At 66.7% G+C, this 22,816-nt stretch carries 20 protein-coding genes; 15 read left to right on the forward strand and 5 right to left on the reverse strand.

Annotation, left to right across the window (positions count from 1 at the left end; genetic code table 11):
• The first annotated feature begins 30 nt into the window (after nucleotides 1–30).
• Nucleotides 31–639, forward strand: a complete 609-nt coding sequence (locus tag IEX88_RS12620; RefSeq protein WP_188851085.1) for a DUF938 domain-containing protein — start codon at nucleotides 31–33, stop codon at nucleotides 637–639.
• A gap of 130 nt (nucleotides 640–769) precedes the next feature.
• Entirely contained in the window at nucleotides 770–1,549 is a 780-nt protein-coding gene (locus IEX88_RS12625; RefSeq protein WP_188851087.1) for an SDR family oxidoreductase, read from the forward strand.
• Nucleotides 1,550–1,792: 243 nt separating this feature from the next.
• Here the strand turns inward: IEX88_RS12625 and metH are convergent, their stop codons facing one another.
• Complete coding sequence (gene metH, locus IEX88_RS12630) at nucleotides 1,793–5,575, reverse strand: methionine synthase (RefSeq protein WP_188851090.1); 3,783 nt, start codon at nucleotides 5,573–5,575, stop codon at nucleotides 1,793–1,795.
• Between the two features lie 148 nt (nucleotides 5,576–5,723).
• Here metH and IEX88_RS12635 point away from each other — a divergent pair, with 148 nt between their 5' ends.
• Nucleotides 5,724–6,299 (forward strand): DNA-3-methyladenine glycosylase, encoded by a 576-nt coding sequence (locus IEX88_RS12635; protein WP_188851093.1) that lies wholly within the window; start codon nucleotides 5,724–5,726, stop codon nucleotides 6,297–6,299.
• A 140-nt stretch (nucleotides 6,300–6,439) separates the two neighbouring features.
• Nucleotides 6,440–7,819, forward strand: a complete 1,380-nt coding sequence (locus IEX88_RS12640) for an aspartate aminotransferase family protein (protein WP_188851095.1) — start codon at nucleotides 6,440–6,442, stop codon at nucleotides 7,817–7,819.
• A 94-nt stretch (nucleotides 7,820–7,913) separates the two neighbouring features.
• On the opposite strand, the gene IEX88_RS12645 is transcribed toward IEX88_RS12640, so the two are convergent.
• Both IEX88_RS12645 and IEX88_RS12650 read right to left on the reverse strand, forming a co-directional pair.
• Nucleotides 7,914–8,231 carry a metal-sensitive transcriptional regulator gene (locus IEX88_RS12645; RefSeq protein ID WP_188851097.1) on the reverse strand — a complete coding sequence of 106 codons (318 nt, stop codon included), beginning with the start codon at nucleotides 8,229–8,231 and terminating at the stop codon, nucleotides 7,914–7,916.
• Nucleotides 8,232–8,329: 98 nt separating this feature from the next.
• Nucleotides 8,330–9,187 carry a manganese catalase family protein gene (locus IEX88_RS12650; protein ID WP_188851099.1) on the reverse strand — a complete coding sequence of 286 codons (858 nt, stop codon included), beginning with the start codon at nucleotides 9,185–9,187 and terminating at the stop codon, nucleotides 8,330–8,332.
• A gap of 417 nt (nucleotides 9,188–9,604) precedes the next feature.
• Between IEX88_RS12650 and IEX88_RS12655 the strand changes: the two genes are divergently transcribed.
• The 11 genes from IEX88_RS12655 to IEX88_RS12705 all read left to right on the forward strand — a co-directional run bounded on the left by IEX88_RS12655 (nucleotide 9,605) and on the right by IEX88_RS12705 (nucleotide 19,623).
• Entirely contained in the window at nucleotides 9,605–10,390 is a 786-nt protein-coding gene (locus tag IEX88_RS12655) for a nitrilase-related carbon-nitrogen hydrolase (protein WP_188851101.1), read from the forward strand.
• A gap of 144 nt (nucleotides 10,391–10,534) precedes the next feature.
• Nucleotides 10,535–11,263, forward strand: coding sequence for an HAD family hydrolase (locus IEX88_RS12660; protein ID WP_188851103.1), 729 nt, complete (start codon nucleotides 10,535–10,537; stop codon nucleotides 11,261–11,263).
• Between the two features lie 232 nt (nucleotides 11,264–11,495).
• Nucleotides 11,496–12,221: a FadR/GntR family transcriptional regulator gene (locus tag IEX88_RS12665; RefSeq protein WP_188851105.1), complete on the forward strand. Its 726-nt coding sequence runs from the start codon at nucleotides 11,496–11,498 to the stop codon at nucleotides 12,219–12,221.
• 54 nt (nucleotides 12,222–12,275) lie between these two features.
• Complete coding sequence (locus IEX88_RS12670) at nucleotides 12,276–13,247, forward strand: sialic acid TRAP transporter substrate-binding protein SiaP (protein WP_188851107.1); 972 nt, start codon at nucleotides 12,276–12,278, stop codon at nucleotides 13,245–13,247.
• A gap of 66 nt (nucleotides 13,248–13,313) precedes the next feature.
• Nucleotides 13,314–13,889 carry a TRAP transporter small permease gene (locus IEX88_RS12675; RefSeq protein WP_188851109.1) on the forward strand — a complete coding sequence of 192 codons (576 nt, stop codon included), beginning with the start codon at nucleotides 13,314–13,316 and terminating at the stop codon, nucleotides 13,887–13,889.
• 2 nt (nucleotides 13,890–13,891) lie between these two features.
• Nucleotides 13,892–15,298, forward strand: coding sequence for a TRAP transporter large permease (locus IEX88_RS12680; RefSeq protein ID WP_188851111.1), 1,407 nt, complete (start codon nucleotides 13,892–13,894; stop codon nucleotides 15,296–15,298).
• Nucleotides 15,299–15,408: 110 nt separating this feature from the next.
• Nucleotides 15,409–16,938, forward strand: coding sequence for a PAS domain S-box protein (locus IEX88_RS12685; RefSeq protein WP_188851113.1), 1,530 nt, complete (start codon nucleotides 15,409–15,411; stop codon nucleotides 16,936–16,938).
• A gap of 7 nt (nucleotides 16,939–16,945) precedes the next feature.
• On the forward strand, nucleotides 16,946–17,569 hold the full coding sequence (fixJ, locus tag IEX88_RS12690) for a response regulator FixJ (protein ID WP_188851319.1): 624 nt from the start codon (nucleotides 16,946–16,948) through the stop codon (nucleotides 17,567–17,569).
• Between the two features lie 165 nt (nucleotides 17,570–17,734).
• On the forward strand, nucleotides 17,735–18,118 hold the full coding sequence (locus IEX88_RS12695; protein WP_244640126.1) for a response regulator transcription factor: 384 nt from the start codon (nucleotides 17,735–17,737) through the stop codon (nucleotides 18,116–18,118).
• A 730-nt stretch (nucleotides 18,119–18,848) separates the two neighbouring features.
• Nucleotides 18,849–19,067, forward strand: coding sequence for a hypothetical protein (locus tag IEX88_RS12700; protein ID WP_188851115.1), 219 nt, complete (start codon nucleotides 18,849–18,851; stop codon nucleotides 19,065–19,067).
• A 76-nt stretch (nucleotides 19,068–19,143) separates the two neighbouring features.
• A complete protein-coding gene (locus IEX88_RS12705; protein WP_188851117.1) occupies nucleotides 19,144–19,623 on the forward strand; it encodes a Ros/MucR family transcriptional regulator in 480 nt (159 codons plus the stop codon).
• A 206-nt stretch (nucleotides 19,624–19,829) separates the two neighbouring features.
• Here IEX88_RS12705 and IEX88_RS12710 read toward each other — a convergent pair whose 3' ends face one another.
• Nucleotides 19,830–20,924, reverse strand: coding sequence for an enoyl-CoA hydratase/isomerase family protein (locus tag IEX88_RS12710; RefSeq protein WP_188851119.1), 1,095 nt, complete (start codon nucleotides 20,922–20,924; stop codon nucleotides 19,830–19,832).
• Nucleotides 20,925–20,945: 21 nt separating this feature from the next.
• Nucleotides 20,946–22,556, reverse strand: coding sequence for a GMC family oxidoreductase (locus tag IEX88_RS12715; protein ID WP_188851121.1), 1,611 nt, complete (start codon nucleotides 22,554–22,556; stop codon nucleotides 20,946–20,948).
• Nucleotides 22,557–22,816: the final 260 nt, after the last annotated feature.

Here is a 22,816-nt window from a genome sequence, read left to right on the forward strand (position 1 = left end):
CCGTCTCCTCCCCCTCACAGGAAACCTCCCATGCTGTCCCCTGATGACAGGCTTTCCAGCCCGGCGGCGCTGCGCAATCGCGAACCCATCCTGGCCGTCCTGCGAACCGTCCTTCCCGCTACGGGCACCGTACTGGAAATCGCCAGCGGCACCGGCGAGCACATCCTGCATTTCGCCGGGCAGATGCCGACCCTGACATGGCAGCCGTCCGATCCCTCGCCGGCGGCGCGATCCTCGATCGCAGCATGGATGAGTGGCGAGAACCGAACCAACCTGCGACCGCCCCTCGATATCGACGCGGCAGGCCCGGAATGGCCGATCCAGCACGCCGATGCGATCCTCGCCATCAACCTCATCCACATCAGCCCCTGGTCCGCGACCCTCGGCCTGATGCGCCATGCCGGGCAGATCCTTCCGAGCGGCGCACCGCTCGTTCTCTATGGCCCCTTCCGGCGGGGCGGCGAGGCACTGGCGCCGAGCAATATCGCCTTCGACGAAGACCTGCGCCTGCGCGATCCCGCCTGGGGCATCCGCGATTTGGAGGCGGTCGCCGCCGTCGCGGAGGCAGAGGGGCTGATCCTCGCCCGGGTTCACGATATGCCGGCGAACAATCTGACGGTGATCTTCAGGCGGCGCTGAGCCTGACCGGCGACGGGGCCGGATCGACGGGCCCGCCCTTTCCCGAGGACGATGTCGTGGTACGTATCCCGGACGAACCGGCCGCGGACCATTCGCGCCTCGGGTCCTGTCCCATCAGAAGGAGCGTTCCATGCATCTGGGTCTCGAAGGTCGCACCGCGATCGTCTGCGCGTCGAGCCGGGGCCTCGGCCGCGCCTGCGCCATGGAACTCGCCCGCGCCGGCTGCCGCGTGGTGATCAACGGGCGGAATGCCGAAACGCTGGCGCGTACGGCCGAGGAGATTCGGGCGGAGACCGGCGCCGAGGTGATCGCAGTGGCCGCCGATGTCGGCACATCGGAGGGCCAGGACGCGCTGCTCGCCGCGGTGCCCGAGGTCGATATTCTCGTCAACAACAATGGCGGCCCGCCGCTGCGCGATTTTCGCCAGATCGACCGGGAGGCGATGCTGGCCGGCGTCACCGCCAACATGGTGACGCCGATCGAACTGGTGCAGCGGGTGATCGACGGCATGGTCGCGCGCCGTTTTGGCCGGATCGTCAACATCACTTCGGCCTCGGTGAAGATGCCGCTCTCCGGCCTCGACCTCTCCAGCGGCGCCCGCATCGGCCTCACCGGCTTCCTCGCCGGCGTCGCGCGCTCTGTCGCGCACGCCAACGTCACCATCAATTTCCTGCTGCCCGGCGCCTTCGACACCCGGCGTCTTCAGTCGGGCCAGGAGGCCGCCTCGCAGCGCCGCGGCGTCGACGTCGAGACCATCCGCGACGAGCGGCGGCAGGAGATCCCGGCCAGGCGCTTCGGAGAGGCGGCGGAATTCGGCACGGCCTGCGCCTTCCTGTGCTCCGCCCAGGCCGGCTACATCACCGGCCAGAGCCTGCTCATCGACGGCGGGGCCTATCAGGGGGTGCTGTAGCGCACCGCATCAACGTTCTTCTTCTCCCCTCCGGGGAGAAGTGCCCGGCAGGGCGAAGAGGGGGTGGACCATTGAATGACAGGCCGCCCCGCGGCTACGCCGCGGCCCCTCTCCCGCCTCGCTGCGCTCGGCACCCCGGGGTCGAGCCGCCGGTCTCGACCCGTCCTTCGGACCCCCGTCGGGGCGAGGAATGGCGCCATAGCCGGCGCCGTGCGCGTCGGGGTGTGAAGCACCCGAGCGCCCCTACTCCGCCGCTTGTGCCACCGGGTTCGGCACGTAGTTGAGGATCGGGCCGAGCCAACGCTCGACTTCCGCCACCGGCATCTTCTTGCGCTGGGCATAGTCCAGCACCTGGTCGCGCTCGACCTTGGCGACGCCGAAATAGTGCGAGTCCGGGTGCGAGAGGTAGAGGCCGGAGACGGACGAGCCGGGCCACATGGCAAAGCTCTCGGTCAGCTTCACGCCGATCTTGGCTTCGGCATCGAGAAGCGCGAACAGGGTCGCCTTTTCCGTGTGGTCCGGCTGGGCCGGATAGCCGGGCGCCGGGCGGATGCCGAAATAGGGCTCGCCGGCCAGTTCGTCCGGGCCAAAAGTCTCGTCCGTGGCATAGCCCCAGAGCTCCTTGCGCACGCGCTCGTGCATCGCCTCGGCAAAGGCCTCGGCGAAGCGGTCGGCGAGCGCCTTGACCATGATCGAGGCGTAGTCGTCATTGGCCTTGGCGTAGCGCTCGGAGATCGCCTCCTCCTCCATGCCGGCCGTGACCACGAAGCCGCCGATATAGTCCGGCTTGCCCGATGCGACGGGCGCGACGAAGTCCGACAGCGCCATGTTCGGCCGCCCGTCGCGCTTCGACAGCTGCTGGCGCAGGGTGAAGAAGGTGGCGAGCTCCTCCGCGCGGCTGTCGTCGGTGAAGAGGCGGATGTCCTCGCCGACGGCGCCGGCCGGCCAGAAGCCGACGACCGCCTTCGGCTTGAACCAGTTTTCCGCGATCACCTGTTTCAGCATCGCCTGCGCATCGGCAAACAATGAACGGGCGACCTCGCCCTGCTTCTCGTCCTCGAGGATCTGGGGATAGCGGCCCTTCAGCTCCCAGGTCTGGAAGAAGGGCGTCCAGTCGATGTAGGCGGCCAGCGTCGCGAGATCATAGGCCTCGAAGACGCGGGTGCCGAGGAAGCTCGGCTTCGGCGGGGTGTAACCCGACCAGTCCAGCTGCATGGCGTTTTCGCGGGCGCGGTCGAGCGGCAGGCGCTTCTTCTCCAGCTCGCTGCGCGCATGGTTCGCCGCGACCTTCAGATATTCCTCGCGAATGCCCTCGACATAGCCGGCCTTGCCTTCCGGCGACAGGAGGTTGGAGACGACGCCGACGGCGCGGCTGGCATCGGTGACGTAGACGGTCTGGCCGGCATTGTAGCGCGGGTCGATCTTCACCGCGGTGTGGACGCGGCTCGTCGTCGCCCCGCCGATGAGGAGCGGGATGGTGAACCCCTCGCGCTCCATCTCGGCGGCGACATGCACCATCTCGTCGAGCGAGGGCGTGATCAGGCCGGAGAGGCCGATGATGTCGACCTTGTGCTTCTTCGCCTCCTCCAGGATACGCGTCGCCGGCACCATGACGCCGAGATCGATGATCTCGTAGTTGTTGCAGGCGAGGACCACGCCGACGATATTCTTGCCGATGTCGTGCACGTCGCCCTTGACGGTCGCCATCAGCACCTTGCCGGCGGCCTCGCGCTCAGCCCCGCCATTGGCGAGCTTTTCCGCCTCCATGTAGGGGAGAAGGATCGCCACCGACTGCTTCATCACGCGGGCCGACTTCACCACCTGCGGCAGGAACATCTTTCCGGCGCCGAACAGGTCGCCGACGATGTTCATGCCGGCCATCAGCGGACCCTCGATGACGTGCAGCGGCCGGGCGGCGGCCAGACGCGCCTCCTCGGTGTCGACGTCGATGTATTCGGTGATGCCGTTGACGAGGGCATGCGCCAGCCGCTTGTCGACCGGCCATTCGCGCCAGGCGAGATCCTGGACGCGCGCCTCCTTCCCGGCGGTGCCGCGGTATTTCTCGGCCTGCTCCAGCAACCGGTCGGTGGCATTGCCCTCGCCCTTCGGCGTGCGGTTGAGGACGACGTCCTCGCAGGCCTCGCGCAGCTCGGCGTCGATCGATTCATAGACCGCGAGCTGGCCGGCATTGACGATGCCCATGTCCATGCCCGCCTGGATGGCGTGGTACAGGAACACGGCGTGCATCGCCTCGCGCACCGGCTCGTTGCCGCGGAAGGAGAAGGAGAGGTTCGACACGCCGCCGGAAATGTGGACATGCGGCAGCGTCTTGATAATCTCGCGCGTCGCCTCGATGAAGTCGACGCCGTAATTATTGTGCTCCTCGATGCCGGTGGCGACGGCAAAGACGTTCGGGTCGAAGACGATGTCCTCCGGCGGGAAGCCGATCTTCTCGGTCAGGAGCTTGTAGGCGCGCGTGCAGATCGCGACCTTGCGTTCCATGGTGTCGGCCTGGCCGTCCTCGTCGAAAGCCATCACCACCACGGCGGCGCCGTAGGCGCGCACCAGGCGAGCCTGACGCAGAAAAGCCTCCTCGCCCTCCTTCATCGAGATCGAGTTGACCAGCGGCTTGCCCTGGACGCATTTCAGCCCGGCCTCGATGATCGACCATTTCGACGAGTCGATCATCACGGGGACGCGCGCGATGTCCGGCTCGGCGGCGATCAGGTTGAGGAACTCGACCATCGCCTTTTCCGAGTCGATCAGGCCCTCGTCCATGTTGATGTCGATGATCTGCGCGCCGTTCTCGACCTGATCGCGCGCCACCACCAGCGCGGCATTGAAGTCGCCGGCGGTGATCAGCTTGCGGAATTTCGCCGAGCCGGTGACGTTCGTCCGCTCGCCGACATTGACGAAGGGGATGTCCTTGGTGAGCGTGAACGGCTCGAGGCCGGACAGGCGCATCAGCGGCACGTGCTCGGGTATCGCGCGCGGCGCCTTGCCGGCGACCGCCTTGGCGATGGCGCGGATATGGTCGGGCGTCGAGCCGCAGCAGCCGCCGACGATGTTGACGAGACCCTCGTCGGCAAAGCCCGCGATCTGGGCGGCCATCTCCTCCGGGCTCTCGTCGTACTGGCCGAACTCGTTGGGAAGGCCGGCATTGGGATAGGCGCACACGAAAGTGTCGGCGGCGGCCGAGATCTCCGCCAGATGCTCGCGCATGGCGGCGGCGCCCAGCGCGCAGTTGAGGCCGATGGTGAACGGCCGGGCATGCCGCACCGAGTGCCAGAAGGCCGTCGGCGTCTGGCCGGACAGGGTACGACCGGACAAGTCCGTGATCGTGCCGGAAATCATCACGGGAAGGTCGACGCCCTTTTCGAGAAAGATCTCGTTGCAGGCGAAGATGGCCGCCTTGGCGTTCAGCGTGTCGAAGATCGTCTCGATCAGGATGAGGTCGGCGCCGCCGTCGATGAGGCCGCGCAGCTGCTCGCCATAGGCGATGCGCAGCTCGTCGAAGGAGGTGGCGCGAAAGCCCGGATTGTTGACGTCGGGCGAGATCGAGGCGGTGCGGTTGGTGGGCCCGAGCGCGCCGGCGACGAAGCGGCGCTTGCCGTCCTCCTGCTCGGCGCGGATGCAGGCGCGGCGCACGAGGCGCGCACCGTCGCGGTTCAGCTCGTAGACCTGGTCCTCCATGCCGTAATCGGCCTGGGCGATCGAGGTGGAGGAGAAGGTGTTCGTCTCGATGATGTCGGCGCCAGCGATGGCATAGGCGTAGTGGATCGCCTCGATCGCCTTCGGCTGTGTCAGGATCAGGAGATCGTTATTGCCCTGCAGATGGCAGGCGCAGCCCTCGAAGCGATCGCCGCGGAAATGGCTTTCCTCGTAGCCGAGCCCTTGGATCTGCGTGCCCATCGCACCGTCGAGGATCAGGATGCGCTCCGAAGCCGCCTTCATCAGCGCCGTGCGCGCGTCGTCGCGGGACTGGTCCGGCGTGGAGGCGAAGAGGGCGTCGCTGATGTCGGTCATGAATCACCTGGTGATGCGGCAGGGCAGTTCGGAGGCATATAAACACATCCTTATATCAATATAAGGTCTGTGGCGAGCGTGTAGACATTCGGCTACGACGAGCCTTATCAGAGGGCACCCCGCCAATCGACCCGAAGGGAAGCATAGCGTGCTCGACCGCGCCTTCTTCGACCGCCCTGCCGCTTTGGTCGCGGCCGACCTCATCGGGGTCGTGCTGACGGTCGGCGATGCCGGTGGCATCATCGTCGAGACCGAGGCCTATGACGAAGGCGATCCCGCCTCGCATTCCTTCAATGGTCGGACCGCGCGCAACCAGGCGATGTTCGGACCACCTGGCCACGCCTATGTCTACCGCTCCTATGGCATCCACTGGTGCCTGAATGTCGTCTGCGGCCCCGAAGGCACAGGCGAGGCCGTGCTGATCCGCGCCATTGAGCCGACGCGAGGGCTTGAGACCCTGCGCGAACGCCGCGGGGGGATCGCCGACGAGCAAAAACTCTGCTCCGGCCCCGGCCGGCTCTGCCAGGCGCTCGGCATCGATAAGGCGCATGACGGGCTTGCGCTCGACGCGCCACCTTTCCGGCTGGAAGCCGGCGCGCGGCCGCCAATGCTGGCGACGGGCGTGCGCATCGGCATCACCCGCGGCGCCGAGACCGCCTGGCGATTCGGCTGGGCCGGATCGCGGTTTCTCAGCCGGCGCTTTGCCGCGGCGTCGACGCCTTGACGGCAGGAAACTGGGAAGACAGCGCCGACGTCGCCACGCCCTCCGTGACGACCGTAGCGAAAGATATTTTCCTCACGGTTTTGCGAAGCCGCGCAGGGCGGTGCTAGGGTCGCACGATCGAAGCATCGGAAAGCCTCCTTATGTCGAAGCCCCTGCCCAATTCCATCTATGCCCGCGACGTCGAATACCTGCTGCATGCCGCGACCAATGCCCGCAAGCATGAGGAGACCGGGCCGATCGTCATCGATCGCGGCGAGGGCATCCACGTCTTCGACGACCAGGGCAACAAGTATATCGAGGCGATGGCCGGCCTTTGGAGCGTCGCCGTCGGTTTTGGCGAGAAGCGCCTGGCGGATGCAGCCTACCAGCAGATGCTGAAGCTGCCCTACTACCATTCGTTCTCGTCGAAATCGAACGAGCCGGCCATCCTGCTCGCCGAGCGCCTCGTGAACATGAGCCCTGACAAGCTCAGCAAGGTGTTCTTCACCAATTCCGGTTCCGAGGCGAACGACACCGTCGTCAAGATGGTCTGGTACTTCAACAATGCGCGCGGCAAGCCGAACAAAAAGACGTTCCTGGCCCGCGTCAACGGCTATCACGGCATCACCATGGCCTCGGCCTCGCTCACCGGCCTGCCCGTCAACCACCGCGACTTCGACCTGCCGATCCTGCCGGTCAAGCACCTGACCTGCCCGCATTTCTGGCGCTTTGGCCTGCCCGGCGAGACCGAGGCCGAGTTCACCGACCGCCTCGCCGCCGAGCTGGAGCAGACGATCCTCGACGCCGGCCCGGACACGATCGCCGCCTTCATCGGCGAGCCGCTGATGGGCGCCGGCGGCGTGCTGCCGCCCCCGGCCGGCTACTGGACGAAGGTTCAGGAAATCTGCCGCAAGTACGACATCCTGATCGTCGCCGACGAGGTGATCAACGGTTTCGGTCGCCTCGGCACCATGTTCGCCTGCGAGTATTACGGCATCGAGCCGGACATGCTGGTCGTCTCCAAGCAGATCACTTCCTCCTACCAGCCGCTCGCTGCCATCCTCTTCTCCGACGAAATTTTCCAGGGCATCGCCGACAACACGGCGAAGATCGGCACCTTCGGTCACGGCTTCACCGCCGGGGCGCATCCCGTGGCGACCGCCGTCGGCCTCGAGAATCTCGACATCATCGAGGAACGCGGCCTCGTCGCGCATGCCGCGGAGATGGGTGAAATTCTGCAGCGCGAGCTGCGCAGCCGCTTCACCGACCATCCGCTGGTCGGCGAAGTGCGCGGCGTCGGCCTCATCGGCGCCGTCGAACTCTCGGCCGACAAGGCGACGAAGCAGCGCTTCGACCCGCCCGGCAAGGCGGGCGCCTATCTCTTCGCCCGGGGCCACGAGCACGGCGTGATCATCCGCGCCATCGGCGACCAGATCGCCTTCTGCCCGCCGCTGATCATTACCGAGCCGGAGATCATGGACATGCTCGACCGGTTCGCCCTGGCGCTCGACGAGACCTGGGCCTTCGTCCGGGGCGCCTAGCTGCATTGCAGCCGCCCGCAGAAACAGCCAAGAGAAAGGCACTGCACCGGACCCGGTGCAGTGCCTCAAATGGACGATCGTGGCGTGCTGAGCCTTACTCCGACGCCCGCATGGCGGCTCTGAGAACGCGCATGACGTCGTCGATTGCGACCTCCTTTTGCCCGTCCTCCCCGGCCATGTGTATCCCGCAGCTGACATGCTGCGAGATGACCACCAGCGCGACTTCGCGCAGCGCGGCGGAGACCGCGTTGATCTGCTGGACTTCGTCGAGGCAGTAGCGGTCCTCGGCGATCATGTTCTGCAGACCGCGCACCTGTCCCTCGATCCGCTTGAGACGCTGCAGGATCGGTCGCTTTTCTTCTTCGGTCCGCCGCAGCAGGATTTTCTGGTCGACGATCTCGCCGTCTGGCATCGCATGACTCCTCGCGCGGGGCTCTCCGGGACTCTCGCCAAGGCCATAGCATAGCGCGCATGTGGGGCCCGGCGGTTAAGCCGGACCCCACAGACTTGTTAGCCCATCTGTTCTTTCTGCGCACCGCTGTCGGGCCGGGCCGGACCGAGGTTCGGCTCCTCGCCGAGCGGGACGTTCTGGAACACGGTGAACTCGCCCTTGCCGTCCATCGAGGGGCCTCCCGTCCAGCGGCCAGGCATGGGCGGCGTCCCATCGGCAGCCGAGGCGAAGAAGTCGTAGTTGTGCGTCTGGTCTTCCATCTCCTGCGGGAAGCTGTTGGGGATCGGCAGGACCCCTTCATGCCCGCCCAGTTCCTCGATCACCGCAAGCCACTGCTGCTGGTGCATCGTGTCGCGCGCGATCATGAAGTGCAGCATGTCCTTCATGCCTTGATCATGCGCTGCATTGTAGAGGCGCACCGCCAGCACCCGTCCGGTGCTCTCGGCGGCGACGTTGCAGTACATGTCCGCTGCCAGATTGCCGCTGGCATAGATGTGCGACATGTCGAAGGGGACGCCGTCGGAATTGGCGGGATAGGCGGCCATGCCCGTGGACAGGATATGGCGATGCAGCATGCCTTCGAGGACGTGCCGCGGGTTCTCGCCGCCCATCACCGCGCCGACCACGGCGTCGACGGCACCCGCCTCCTGCAAGGACGCCGGGGCCTTTTCCAGATTGAGCGCGACGGCCGTGGCGAGCATCTCGATATGGCCGAGTTCCTCGGTCGCCGTGTGCAGCAGCATGTCGCGGTATTTCGGATTGGGACCCCGTGCCCCCCATCCCTGGAAGAAATACTGCATCGCGACGCGGATCTCGCCTTCGACGCCGCCGATGGCCTGCTGCAGCATGCGCGCGAACTGCGGATCGGGGTTCGTGACCTTGACCGGATACTGAAGACGCTTGTCGATATAGAACATGTGTCTGGTCCCTTCGTTCGGAACGCGCTCGCTCGAAACCGGCGCGTCGGATACTCCCACCGAGTATCCTTGCGGGAAGAATGCTGTTTGCCGCCCGATGTTTCGCGCGCCGAGGCAGAAAGAAAATGGCCACCTAAAATTGCGCCGCCTAAGAGGGTTGCTCGTCCTGCGGGCTCGCATCGCGATCGGCCTGGCTCGGCGTGCCCGCGACAGGGCGAGCGGATCGATCTGGCCTTCCCGCCGGCTGCCGCACTAAAGGCGGCCCACTGGGCGAATTCGCCGGGGGAGGCCCCCTTCGGGGCGACGGGGCGCGACGAGCGGCGCAGCCCACAATTCCGCCCTTGTCGACAGGCTCTGAGGCATGCACGACATTGGCTGCCAAACCTGGCGACCAGGCGCTGCGAACGGATGACGACGATGCAAATCAGGGCCTGCCAACTCGATGCGGAAACCGGTGACGCCAAGGCGCGGATGGCGGCGATCCGCTGGCTGACCGGCGACGCGGCCTCCGATGGGGCCGACGTGGTGGTGTTTCCGGAATTGGCGCTGACCGGCTACGGCGCCGGCGACGAGATCCGCGATCTTGCCGAGACGATCGACGGCCCCACGGTGGCCGAGTTGCAGCGGCTGGCGGACGAGCATGGCATCGCCGTCATCACCGGCCTCGCGCTGCGGGAGGCGCAGGGCGTCGTCAACGCCGCTCTGGTCGCCCTCCCCCGCCGCAAGCCGATCGTCTACGCCAAGCAGCACCTCTATGGTGACTACGAGAAGGCGCTGTTCACGCCCGGCCGGGTGCCGAGCGGCCTGTTCGAGATCGCCGGCATGAAGGCGGCGGTGCTCGTCTGCTTCGACGTCGAGTTTCCCGAGCGCGTACGCGAACTCGCCGTCGCCGGTGCCGAGATCGTCTTCGTGCCGACGGCCCTGCCGGCGAGCGACGGCGCCCGCTTCGTCGCCGAGAAGATCGTGCCGGTGCGCGCCTTCGAGAACCAGATCTTCATCGTCTATGTCGACCATGTCGGAAGCGATGCGCGCTTCGCCTATCAGGGCCTGTCCTGCATCGCCGCGCCCGACGGGACGCGCATCACCGCGGCGCCCGACGACCAGTTCGCCATCCTCAGCGCCAGCATCGACCGGGCTGACTACGCCGAGTCCCGTGTCCAGAACCCCTATCTCGCCGAGCTCGCCGCCCATCGGGATCGCTGACGGCGACGGGGGCAAGACGCCGGACAGGTCGCGAGACTAGGCGTCGGACAGGGGCGCCAGACAAGGGCGGTCGCGAGCGGTGCGATTGACACCGCCGGCCGCCGCACGGCAACACGTCGGGTCAAAGCCCAGGGATCCCATCGCATGAGCCCCATCGCCGGCATTCTCTTCGACAAGGACGGCACGCTGCTCGACTTCGTCGCGACCTGGGGACCGGCGACCGAAGCCGTGATAGAGGCGCTCTGCGACGGCGACCGCGAGAGCATGGCCGACATGGCGGCCTCGGCCGGCTTCCTGCCGGAAAGCCTCGGCTTCACCGAGGAATCCCCGATCATCGCCGGCGCCACGGACGATTTCGCCCCGGCCTGGGCGGCGCGGCTCGGCCTCGCCTACGACGCCGCCTTCGCGGCGCGGGTCAATGCGCTCTACCGCGCCCATAGCCTGCGCTCGCTCGTCTTCTACGACGACGTCGCGCCGGTTCTGGCGAGCCTCGCCGCCCAGGGCATCGCCCTTGGCCTCGCCACTAACGATTCCGAGCGCACGGCCCGCGCCCATCTCGCAGCGATGGGCGTGGAAGCCTCCTTCGGCTTCGTCGCGGGCTATGATTCGGGCTTCGGCGCAAAGCCCGGCCCCGGCATGGTCCTCGCCTTCGCCGACCATCTCGGGGTCGCGCCCGGCGCCATCGCCCTCGTCGGCGATTCCGCTCACGACATGCAAGCCGCCCGCGCCGCCGGCGCCACCGCCATCGGCATCGCTCGCACCGACGCCGCCAGCCTTGCGCTCGGCACGCTGCCGGACGCCGTCGTCGTCGGCCTCGACGAACTGCACTTTTGGCTGTCGCAACGGACCGCCGCGGCGCCCAGCGCCGTCTAGCCGGCCGAAGCGGCGCGGCGTCTTCGGGGCGGCAGGACGCCCGGCGGCGCGGGTCGCATGGCCGCGATCAGCGCGGCATGCGGATTGCCTTAAGGGATGCCTCACAGCCGTTGGCGACCCGTTCCGCCAGCCGGGATTGACGCCCGTGACGAAGCGCCGCACAGTAGCGGTCAGATGGTCAGGCCAATACGCAGCAAATGCGGGGGCGTGACCACGGGGGGAACATCCAGGCATGCCGATCACGGCCATCCAGCCGCGCAGGCTCTATCAGCAGATCGCCGACCAGCTGCGCGCCCTGATCGAGGGTGGCGAGTTCCGGCCAGGCGACCGTCTGCCGGCCGAGCGCGATCTTGCCGAACAGTTCGGCATTTCCCGGCCGACCGTCCGCGAGGCGCTGATCGCGCTCGAGGTCGAGGGCCGCATCCGCATCCGGGTCGGGGCCGGCATCTACGTCACCGAAAGGGCGCCGACGCCCTCGCCGAAAAACGCCGCCATCGAGGGGCCGTTCGAGCTCCTCAGGGCGCGCGAACTGGTGGAAGGCGCCGTGGCTGCGCAGGCCGCGCTGCAGGTGACGGCCGCCCACATCGCGTCGCTCGACCGGCTCATCGACGCCATGCAGGCGGCAAAGCATCCGTGCTGCGACACGCTCGCCCTCGACCGCGACTTCCACACCGCCATCGCCGACATTCTCGGCAATGCGGTGATCGTGCGCTTTGTCGGCGAGCTCTTCGACGAGCGCATCAACCCCTATTTCGAGCGCCTGTCCGGCTATTTTGAGAACGCCGAGACCTGGCGGACCGCGCTGCAGGAACACCGCGCCATCCGCGACGCGATCGCCGCCGGCGATCCGGAAGCGGCGACGCGGGCCATGCGCCATCACCTGCAGCAGTCGCAGCAGCGCTTTTCGCCGACCTTCGGCGAAGAGGCCGAACCCGGCGGAGAGACCGGGGCGGCCTGATCGGAACGGGGCAGAGGTCCCCACCATCATCATCATCAACGGGAGGAAACCATCATGAAAATCGCACTGACCGGCCTTTTGGCCGCCGCCACGCTCGCGCTCGGCGCTCACGGCGCCGCCGCCCAGACCAATCTGAAATGGGCACATGTCTACGAGACGTCCGAGCCTTTCCACACCGAGTCCGTCTGGGCCGCCGGCGAGATCGAGAAGCGCACCGAGGGGCGCTATCACATCGACCTCTTCCCGGCCTCGCAGCTCGGCAAGGAGACCGACATCAACCAGGGCCTGAAGCTCGGCACGGTCGACATCATCATTTCCGGCTCGAGTTTTGCGGCGCGCGAATACGCCCCGATCGGCGTCACCTACTACCCCTACGCCTTCCGCAATGCAGATCACCTCATCGCCTATACCAAGAGCGACGTCTTCAAGCGCTTGGCCAAGGGCTACGAGGACGCCTCGGGCAACCACATCACCGCCGTCAGCTATTACGGCGAGCGCCACACCTCGTCGAACAAGCCGATCAAGACCTGCGCCGACATGCAGGGCCTGAAGATCCGCGTCCCGGACGTGCCGGCCTATCTCGCCATGCCGCGCGCCTGCGGCGCCAACACCGCGCCGATCGCCTTCGCCGAGGTCTATCTCGCTTTGCAGAACGGCACGGTCGAGGCCCAGGAAAACCCGCTGACCACCATCGAGGCGAAGAAGTTCTTCGAGGTGCAGAAACACATCGCGCTGACCGGCCACATCGTCGACCACCTCAACACCGTCGTCTCCGCGCCAGTCTGGGCCGCGCTCAGCGACGCCGACAAGGCTGTTTTCACCGAGGTGATGCAGGAGGCCTCGGCCCGCACCGCGAAGATCATCGTCGAGCGCGAGGCGGCCCTCGTCACGGGCTTTCGCGATCGCGGCCTGACCGTCACCGAGGTCGACAAGGCCGACTTCGAGAAGACCGTCAACGAGAAGACCAAGCCTGAGGATTTCGGCTACGTCTCCGCCGATCTCGAAGCGATCCGCGCCATCCGCTGACCCCAGCGACTAAAACGCCCCGGCCCTTGGCGGCCGGGCCACCCTTCCCTGCCGGAGCGTGACCCGATGCCGCAAAAACCCCCTTCCCCCGGCACGGCCGAGGAACTGGCGCACGCCTTCGAGGATGATGCGGCTGCCGAGGTCGACCTCTCGCCCTATGCGGTCGAGGACTGGCTGACGCAGGCCGTGTTCTGGGGCATGGCGGCCTGCGTCTTCCTGCAGTTCTTCACCCGCTACGTCCTCAACAACAGCCTCGCCTGGACCGAGGAGATCGCCATCAACTGCCTGGTCCTAGTGGTCTTCATGGGCGCGGTGATGTGCGTCCGCCGCTCGCGCCACATTCAGGTCGACGTACTCTACCACTACCTTCCGAAGGGCGCCGCCAGGGCCCTGGCGGTGTTCGTCGACCTCGTGCGCATCGCCTTCTTCGCCTACGCCGCGATCCTCTTCTGGCGCTATGTCGGCATCGTCTATGCCGAGCGCATGGTCACCATCGACCTGCCGCGCAGCATCGTCTTCTACGGCGTCTTCGCCGCCTTCGTCCTGATGCTGCTGCGGGCCGTGCAGGTCTTCGTGCAGAACCTCAGGCGCGGCTATTCCGTGCTCGAACGGCCGGAACTCTTCGACGGAATGGGTGACTGAGAATGCTGCTCCTGCTCGGATCCTTCATCGGCTTCATGCTGATCGGCGTTCCCGTCGCGATCGCCATGGCGGTCGCTTCTGTGCTCTATCTCGTCTTTTACGGCGTCGCGCCGGACATCATCGTCGCGCAGCGGATGATCGCCGGCGTCGAGAGCTTTCCGCTGCTGGCGGTGCCCTTCTTCATCCTCGCCGGAAACCTGATGAACATCGCCGGCGTCACCGGCCGCATCTACGCCTTCGCGGTGGCGCTCGTCGGCTGGATGCGCGGCGGGCTCGCCCAGGTCAACATCGTCGGCTCGGTGATCTTCTCCGGCATGTCGGGCACGGCGCTGGCGGACGCCGCCGGCATCGGCACCATCGAGATCAAGGCGATGCGCGACCACGGCTATCCCGTCGAGGCCGCCGTCGGCGTCACCGCCGCCTCGGCGACGCTCGGGCCGATCTTTCCGCCGTCTTTGCCCTTCGTCATCTACGGCATGATGGCCAATGTCTCGATCGGCGCGCTGTTCATGGCCGGCATTCTGCCCGGCCTGGTGATGACCGCCCTGATGATGGTGACGGTCGCCTTCTTCGCGCATCGCTACGGCTGGGGCTCGGACGCCCCGTTTGAGATCCGCAAGCTGTTCGCGGCCTCGCTGGAAATCGTCGTCGTCCTGGCGTTTCCGATCGCCATCTACGGCCTGACCTATGCCGGCCTGTCGCTCAACATCTCGGTCGCGCTCGCGCTCGCCATGCTGATCGCCCTCGACTGGTACTACGACTACTCGGCCGTCATGGCGCTGATGACGCCGATGATCCTGATCGGCGGCATGACGCTCGGCTGGTTCACACCGACCGAGGCCGCCGTCGCGGCGGTGATCTGGTCGCTCTTCCTCGGCCTCGTCCGCTACCGCTCGATGAGCTTCCGCTCGCTGGCGAAAGCCGGGTTCGACACGATCGAGACCACCGCCTCGGTGCTGTTCATCGTCACCGCCGCCTCTGTCTTCGCCTGGCTCCTGACGGTAAGCCAGGCCGCGCAGATGATGTCCGACGCCATGCTGTCGATCACCGACAACAAGTGGGTGTTCCTCATCCTCGTCAATCTCCTGGTGCTGTTCGTCGGCTGCTTCCTCGACACCATCGCGGCGATCACCATCCTCGTGCCGATCCTGTTGCCGATCGTGCTCCGGCTCGACATCGATCCCGTGCAGTTCGGCCTGATCCTCACCCTCAACCTGATGATCGGCCTGTTGCATCCACCGCTCGGCATGGTGCTGTTCGTGCTGTCGAGGGTGGCAAAACTTTCGGTCGAGCGGACCACCATGGCGATCCTGCCCTGGCTGATCCCGCTGTTCGCCGCGCTCCTGATCATCACCTTCGTGCCGGCCGTCAGCCTCTGGCTGCCGACGCAGATGGGCCTGATCCGCTGACGCGGCGCGCAGGGGTGGTGGCTGCGACCGAAGAACGCGACCGGCTCGCACTACCCAGGCGGCGACGGGCGACGTAAGGTCCGCCGTCGCCGATCGAGCCGGAAGTGCGCATGACCTCCCTGATGCCACCCCCTGGGACGGGCCTTGCCCAGCTCCCCGACGAGTTGCTGCTGGAGGCGGCCGACTCCATCGGCCTGATCATGCTCGATCACGAGGGTCGCGTCATGCGCTGGAATGCCGGTGCCGAACGGCTGACCGGCTGGTCGCGGCAGGACGTGCTCGGCCGGCCTATGACGGCGCTCTACAGCCCGGCGGAGTTGGCGGCCGGTCTGCCCGCCCGGCATCTCGAAGCAGTCAGGTGCAGCGGACGCGAGGAGACCAAGGAGACCCGTTTTCGCAAGGACGGCTCCTGCTTTGCCGCGCACGTCACCTGGCAGACGCTGCACGAATCCGGCGGGCCGGCGGGAACGGCCATCGTGCTTCGCGACATCTCCGAAACCGTCGCCTCGGAGATGAAGCTGCGCGCCCGCGAGGCGCATGTCAGCTCGATCCTCGAGACCGTCCCGGACGCGATGATCGTCATCGACAGCCAGGCGCACATCCAGTCCTTCAGCAAGGCGGCCGAGCGGCTTTTCGGCTACACGGCGCCGGAAGCCATGGGCCTCAACATCCGCAACCTGATGCCGGAACCCTATCGCTCGCAGCATGACGGCTATCTCACGCGCTACTTCGCCTCGGGCGAGCGGCGCATCATCGGCATCGGGCGCGTCGTCGTCGGCCAGCGCAAGGACGGCTCGACCTTTCCCATGGAACTCGCGGTGGGCGAGGTGCAGTCGGGCGACGCCCGCTTCTTCACCGGCTTCATCCGCGACCTCACCGAGCGGCGGGCGACCGAGGGCCGGCTGCAGGAATTGCAGAGCGAACTGGTGCACATGTCGCGCTTCACGACGCTCGGCGAAATGGCCTCGACGCTGGCGCACGAGATCAACCAGCCGCTGACGGCGATCGCCAACTATCTCAAGGGCTGCCGGCGCATTCTCGACCGGATGCAGGGCACGGAGGTGCCGGTGCTGCGCGACGCGGTGGACAAGGCCGGCAACCAGGCGCTGCGCGCCGGCGAAGTCATCCGGCATCTGCGCGATTTCGTCTCCCGCGGCGAAAGCGAACGCCACCTCGTCAGCCTGCCGAAACTGGTCGAGGAAGCCAGCGCCCTCGGCCTCGTCGGAGCGAAGGAACAGGGCGTGCGCGTCTCCTACCGCTTCGACACGAGGGCGCCGCGGGTGCTGGTCGACCGCATCCAGATCCAGCAGGTGCTGCTGAACCTCATCCGCAACGCCATCGAATCCATGCATGATTCGGCACGGCGCGACCTCGTGATCGGCACCCAGCGAAAGGGCGACATGATCGAGGTCAGCGTCAGCGATAGCGGCAGCGGAATTTCCGAAGAGATGGCGGCGCGTCTTTTTCAGCCCTTCGTCACCACCAAGCCGCAGGGCATGGGCGTCGGGCTGTCGATCTGCCGGACCATCGTCGAATCGCATGGCGGGCGCATCTGGGCCGACCCAGGCTCTGACGGCGGCACGACCTTCCGGTTCACGATCAAGGCCGTCAACGGGGAAGAGCTGAGCCATGCCGACTGACGCTTCCATGCCCATCGAAGCCATGGTGCACGTGGTCGACGACGACCTGGCGGTGCGCGATTCGCTGGCCTTCATGCTGGCTTCCGACGGCCTGCCCGTCTGCCTCTATGAATCCGCGTCGGATTTTCTCGACACGGTCGAGGAAGCCGCCGGCTGCATCGTGACCGATGTGCGCATGCCGGGCGTCGACGGCATCGAGTTTCTTCGCCGTCTCAAGCTTCGCGGCATGCATCTGCCGGTGATCGTGATGACCGGTCACGCCGACGTGCCGCTGGCGGTCGCGGCGATGAAGGAAGGGGCGGTCGACTTCATTGAAAAGCCCTTCGACGACGACCTATTCTTGGCGGCAGTGCGCAGCGCCCTCGACCGCCAGGCCAGCGGCGTGGCGGTCGACGCGGCAACGAAGGAGGTCCGGCACCGCATCGACCTGCTGTCGCAGCGCGAGCGGCAGGTCATGGACGGGATCGTTGCCGGCAAGGCCAACAAGATCGTCGCCTACGAGCTCGGGATCAGCCCCAGGACGGTCGAGATCTACCGGGCCAATGTCATGAGCAAGATGAAAGCTGGCAGCCTCTCGGCCCTGGTGCGCATGTCGCTGCTGGCCGCCAAGGATGGCGCTGCCGGCGCATGATCGCAAGGCGCCGACCCGGACCATCCCGGGGGAGACGCAACGCGGGCCCCCGAGCCTTCGAAGAGTCATTCCGCTTACGGGATTCTCCTGAGTTCACCGCCCGACAGCGCCGAGTCATTGTCGCCCATCGCCGGGCCGCCTGGGGAACGGGTGGGGGAGCCAAGCGTGGACCAATCGATTGCCGTGCTTCTCATCGACGACGATGCGGCGGTGCGTGGCTCACTACAGTTCGCTCTCGAACAGGAAGGCATCGCCGTCCGCGTCTATGCCGATGCGGCCGAACTTCTGTCCGCCGCCGATTTTTCCGCGCCGGCCTGCCTGGTGATCGACTACGTGCTGCCCGGAATGGACGGGATCGCCCTGATGGGGACCCTGCGAAGCCGGGCGGTCAACCTCCCCGCCATCCTGATCGCCGGCCGCACGACCCCGGAAATGCGCGATCGCGCCCTCGACGCCGGCTTTGCCGACATCCTCGAAAAGCCCTTGCAGGACAGCGCGCTCGTCGATGCCATCCGAACCGCTCTCGCCGTAAGCTCCGCAGCGGGATAGAGCGCCGGGCGAAGGCTTCCGCGCGTCCCCAAAGAGGTGATTCGCGCCGCGGCCGCATCGACGCTCGGGGAAAGCCGATCCCGGTTGTAAACTGCCATCATGGCCCGCCCGCCGCAGGGCCGGTCGTGCCGGCTGCGGGCGCGCGCTTATCGTCTTGGCCACCGGAAGACGCCGCGGGCGTGACACGCGAAGATTGCAGCAGGAGCAAGCGAAGACGGTCGCGCCAAGGCGCGCGCCGACGGGATCGGCCCTGCCGCGTCAGCTGGGCGGCGCCTCCCGCCGCCGCCGGCGCAGGCGGCCCGTGCAACCCGTCCCGCTTGCCGACGACCTGCCGACCAGTGGGCGCCAACGATGCTGCGGCCACTGCGCAGCCGACGGGACCAATAGACGCTGCGTAAACCCGTTCTGGTCAGAATCGGCAGCCCAATTCTGTCCACTTCTGCTGCATTCCATCGCATAGCTTCGACGATCTGCGATCAGCTCAGCAGACAGATCACTGCCAAGTCACCGGAAACATCTCTTGTTATGACCAGATGGACGATCTCCAGGTCTGCAACTGACAGTCGTCCTTGATCTTTACGTGAGACGACCTATCTATGATGCGGGGCGAGGCATCGGGAACCGATAGATACTTCAAGACTCTCGCCGTTTTTGCCCCTATATTCGCGGTATCGCTTCGTGCAGGGCGCGGATAGCCGACCTTCAATACCGCCGACCGAGGAATCGCTAAATGGCACTAACCAGTGAATTTTACCTGGCCAGAGCAAGTGAATGCGCCAAAGAGGCGGAAGATACTAAGCTTTCAAATGTTCGCGACCGCTCCCGTCGCGCTGAAGCGGCCTGGCTTGTCATGGCCGAACAGTCAGCACAGCGTGAGGTAGAACGAGACACTCAGTTAGCCGAAAAAGCGGCCAAGGCTGAAATCTTGGTCGACGAAAATAGCGCCTAGTCGCAATTGATCTCGCTGTGAATTTCATTTATTTAGACGACGATCAATACAGAAACTGCAGTAACGGACGAATGAAATGACCACCGAAAATACAGGGGTTCCGATGGAACTCGTCGTTAGGATTGTGGCCGCCTATGTCGGCAACAATCATGTCGGGCGCGACGACCTCGGCAGCCTGATTCAACTGGTGCACAGCGCCTTGAACATGACCCCGGACATTGGCGAGACACCTGTCGAGGCCGTGCCGCTGAAGCCGGCTGTCTCGATCAAGAAGTCGATCACGCCCGACTACATCATCTGCCTCGAAGACGGCAAAAGCTTCAAGTCGCTGAAGCGGCACCTGGCGTCTCACTACGATCTGACCCCGGACGAGTATCGCCGGAAATGGGGCCTGCCGAGCGACTATCCGATGGTGGCGGCGAACTATTCGGCGCAGCGGTCGCAGCTGGCCAAGAGCCTCGGCCTCGGCCGCAAGGCGGCCAGCGAGCCCGAGCAGGTCGAGGAAGCCCCGAAGCGCCGTGCCACGCGCAAGACCAAGGCTTCCGCCGAAGACTGAAGTCCCTTTCGCGACCGGCCCAGGCTGGCAAAGCGTGAGTTGGACAGACAATCAAACAAAAAGGGCGTGCTGCGGCGCGCCCTTTTTGTTTGTCTGGGTTTCCGCTTGCTTCCCCGTGCCTCGGCTCGCCAGGAAATTATTCGTCGGCGGGATCACGACGTCGGCGCCGATCGCAGGTCGCCCGGCGGCTTGGCCGGGACGTGATCTCAGGCCGCCGGGACAAGGTCAAACATCGGCTCGCGTCGGTCCGTCTGCCCCGCGAAAACGGTTGCCAGCGGCGGTGTCCCGGCCCCGGCCAGCCGAGACGGCCACTGCGGCTGCCGGTCCTTGTCGATGACGGCGGCACGGACCCCTTCGTAGAAGTCGCCCGTCTGCAGGCAGTAGACGGCCGCCCGGAATTCGCGGACGAGGCACTCCTCCAGCGTCGCGGGTGCGGCTCCCAGCCGCAGCAATTCGGCGGTGAGGGCGAGAGAGAGGGGCGAGCGGGTTCCGATGACGGCGATGCAGGCTTCGGCAAAACCGGCGCCCCTCCCCTCCACCGCGTGCAACCCCGCCACAATGGCCGCGGCGTCCGGCGCGGCGAAGGCCGCCGCGATCGTCTCGCCTTCATTAACGAACAGATCCGGCGCGGCGGGCCGGGCAAAGCCGGCGATGAAGGCTCCGACATCGCCATCCCCGACCGGTCCCGACAAAGCCGCCAGCGCCCGGCGCAGCGACGGCAGGCTGCCCGCCGGCAGGAAATGGTCGGCAAGGCCCGCAAACAACATGTCGCCGGCGCCGATGCTCTCGCCGGTGAAGGCGAGATAGCGGCCAAGGGCCCCCTTCAGGCGCGGCAGCAAAAAGCTGGCGCCGACATCGGGCACGAAGCCGATCCCGACCTCCGGCATGGCAAAGCGCACTTTTTCGGTGATGACGCGGTGCTTCAGATGCATGGCGAGCCCCGCGCCGCCGCCCATGACGATGCCGTCCATCAGGCAGACCACGGGTTTGGGACTGTGCGCCAGCGCCGAGATCAGCTCGTATTCCTCGCGCCAGAAGGTCTCGGCCTCGCCATCGCCGGCCTTGCCGCTGGCGAAGACGGCGCGGATGTCGCCGCCGGCGCAGAAGGCGCGCCCTTCGGCAGCCTCGAGAAGGATCACCGCCACCGCGGGATCGGCGAGGAAGGCGTCGAACCCTTCGCGCAGCAGCCGCACCATCTCCAGCGTCAACGCGTTCAGCGCCTTCGGCCGGTTGAGCCTGAGCACGCCGAGGGCGCCCTCGCGGTCGGTGACGACCAGCGGCGCCGCTGTCTGTTCGGTCATGGGAAAATTCCTTTCGGTCGATCAGGCGGCGAGGATCATCGCGGCCGCCTTGTCGGCGATCATGATCGTCGGCGAATTGGTGTTGCCCGAGGTGATGGTCGGCATGATCGAGGCGTCGGCGACGCGCAGGCCCCGGACGCCGCGCACCCTCAGCTCGGGATCGACGACGCTGCCGGGGTCGGCGCCCATGCGGCAGGTGCCAACGGGGTGGAAGATCGTCGTGCCGATGGCGCCGGCGGCCGCCACCAGTTCTTCCTCGCTCTGGTAGCTTGGCCCCGGCTTGAACTCCTCCGGCCGGTAGGGCTGCAGCGCCCTCTGCCCGACGATGGCGCGGGTGATGCGGATGGAGTCGGCGGCGACGCGCCGGTCGGCAAAACTTTCCAGATAGTTCGGGCGGATCTGCGGCTGGCGGCGATGGTCGGGGCTGTCGACATGGATCGAGCCGCGGCTCTCGGGGCGGAGATTGCAGACGCTGGCGGTGAAGGCGGGAAAGGCGTGCACGGCCTCGCCGAACTTTTCTAGGCTCAGCGGCTGCACGTGATACTGCAGATTGGCGGTCTCGTAGGAAGGATCGGACCGCGTGAAGACGCCGAGCTGGCTCGGCGCCATCGACATCGGCCCGGTGCGCCGCGCCAGATATTCCAGCCCGATCATCGCCTTGCCCCACAGCTTCGAGGCCTTTTCGTTCAGGGTCGCGATGCCGGTGACGCGGTAGGCGCAGCGCAGCTGAAGGTGATCCTGCAGGTTTTCGCCGACCGAAGGGCGGTCGACCAGGGTGTCGATGCCGGCGGCGGAGAGAACCGCGGTTCCGCCGATGCCGGAGAGTTCGAGGATCTGCGGCGAGCCGACCGCGCCGGCCGAGAGCACGACCTCGCGGCGGCAGCGCACGGTGTGGACCGTGCCGCCCTGGTCGAACTCGACGCCCGTGACGCCGGCCGCCTCCCCCGCGCCGGATGCCGCGACGAGGAGACGGCGGACATGCGCCGACGTCGCAACGGTGAGATTCGGCCGCCCCTGCGCCGGCCGCAGGAAGGCCTTCACCGTGTTCCAGCGAAAGCCGTTGCGCTGGTTCACCTTGAAATAGGACGAGCCCTCGTTGTCGCCGCGGTTGAAATCCTCGCTGCGCGGAATGCCGTATTCCTCGGCCGCGCTGCGAAAGGCTTCGAGGATGTCCCAGCGCAGGCGCTGCGGCTCGACCCGCCATTCGCCGCCCGCGCCATGCATGTCGTCGGCGCCAGCAAAATAGTCCTCGGACCGCTTGAAGATGGGCAGGACGTCGTCCCAGCCCCAGCCGGTGCAGCCGGCCTGGCGCCAGAGGTCGTAGTCGCGGGCCTGGCCGCGCATGTAGATCATGCCGTTGATCGACGAGCAGCCGCCCAGAACCTTGCCGCGGGGATAGCCGAGGGCGCGCCCGCCGAGCCCCTTCTCCGGCGCGGTGGAAAAGCACCAGTCGGTGCGCGGATTGCCGATGCAGTAGAGATAGCCGACCGGAATGTGGATCCAGGGATGGTTGTCGCGCCCGCCCGCCTCCAGCAGCAGCACCTCGTTGCGCCCGTCCGCCGACAGCCGGTTGGCCAGCGTGCAGCCGGCCGTGCCACCGCCGACGACGATGTAGTCGTATTCGCCCTTCACGCATTTCCTCCCTGCGGGACGCGGGCCTGTTCTGCCCGTCGTCCCATTCATCGCCTGGTGTCCGGCTGCCGCATCTGCCGCGGCCGGGCGAAGCATCTTGGCACGGAAGAAGCGGGGCCGCATCCCGCCCGAAAGCCGCAGGCGCGGCCGACCGGGCTTCCCCCCCTCGCGAGCGCATTCTCAGGGGGCGAGACGACGTTCCCTCGCGCGACAGGCGCGGAGGGTATGCGCGCACGGCAAGCCTCACCTGCAATTGCCCA

The organism is Aureimonas glaciei, from assembly GCF_014643375.1.
GTDB classification, from domain to species: domain Bacteria; phylum Pseudomonadota; class Alphaproteobacteria; order Rhizobiales; family Rhizobiaceae; genus Plantimonas; species Plantimonas glaciei.

Bases quoted from the DNA above. Each gene is read 5' to 3' on its own strand.
- IEX88_RS12620 (WP_188851085.1), top strand. From the start codon at position 31: ATGCTGTCCCCTGATGACAGGCTTTCCAGCCCGGCGGCGCTGCGCAAT.
- IEX88_RS12625 (WP_188851087.1), top strand. From the start codon at position 770: ATGCATCTGGGTCTCGAAGGTCGCACCGCGATCGTCTGCGCGTCGAGC.
- metH (WP_188851090.1), bottom strand. From the start codon at position 5,575: ATGACCGACATCAGCGACGCCCTCTTCGCCTCCACGCCGGACCAGTCC.
- IEX88_RS12640 (WP_188851095.1), top strand. From the start codon at position 6,440: ATGTCGAAGCCCCTGCCCAATTCCATCTATGCCCGCGACGTCGAATAC.
- IEX88_RS12645 (WP_188851097.1), bottom strand. From the start codon at position 8,231: ATGCCAGACGGCGAGATCGTCGACCAGAAAATCCTGCTGCGGCGGACC.
- IEX88_RS12650 (WP_188851099.1), bottom strand. From the start codon at position 9,187: ATGTTCTATATCGACAAGCGTCTTCAGTATCCGGTCAAGGTCACGAAC.
- IEX88_RS12655 (WP_188851101.1), top strand. From the start codon at position 9,605: ATGCAAATCAGGGCCTGCCAACTCGATGCGGAAACCGGTGACGCCAAG.
- IEX88_RS12660 (WP_188851103.1), top strand. From the start codon at position 10,535: ATGAGCCCCATCGCCGGCATTCTCTTCGACAAGGACGGCACGCTGCTC.
- IEX88_RS12665 (WP_188851105.1), top strand. From the start codon at position 11,496: ATGCCGATCACGGCCATCCAGCCGCGCAGGCTCTATCAGCAGATCGCC.
- IEX88_RS12670 (WP_188851107.1), top strand. From the start codon at position 12,276: ATGAAAATCGCACTGACCGGCCTTTTGGCCGCCGCCACGCTCGCGCTC.
- IEX88_RS12675 (WP_188851109.1), top strand. From the start codon at position 13,314: ATGCCGCAAAAACCCCCTTCCCCCGGCACGGCCGAGGAACTGGCGCAC.
- IEX88_RS12680 (WP_188851111.1), top strand. From the start codon at position 13,892: ATGCTGCTCCTGCTCGGATCCTTCATCGGCTTCATGCTGATCGGCGTT.
- IEX88_RS12685 (WP_188851113.1), top strand. From the start codon at position 15,409: ATGACCTCCCTGATGCCACCCCCTGGGACGGGCCTTGCCCAGCTCCCC.
- fixJ (WP_188851319.1), top strand. From the start codon at position 16,946: ATGCCCATCGAAGCCATGGTGCACGTGGTCGACGACGACCTGGCGGTG.
- IEX88_RS12700 (WP_188851115.1), top strand. From the start codon at position 18,849: ATGGCACTAACCAGTGAATTTTACCTGGCCAGAGCAAGTGAATGCGCC.
- IEX88_RS12705 (WP_188851117.1), top strand. From the start codon at position 19,144: ATGACCACCGAAAATACAGGGGTTCCGATGGAACTCGTCGTTAGGATT.
- IEX88_RS12710 (WP_188851119.1), bottom strand. From the start codon at position 20,924: ATGACCGAACAGACAGCGGCGCCGCTGGTCGTCACCGACCGCGAGGGC.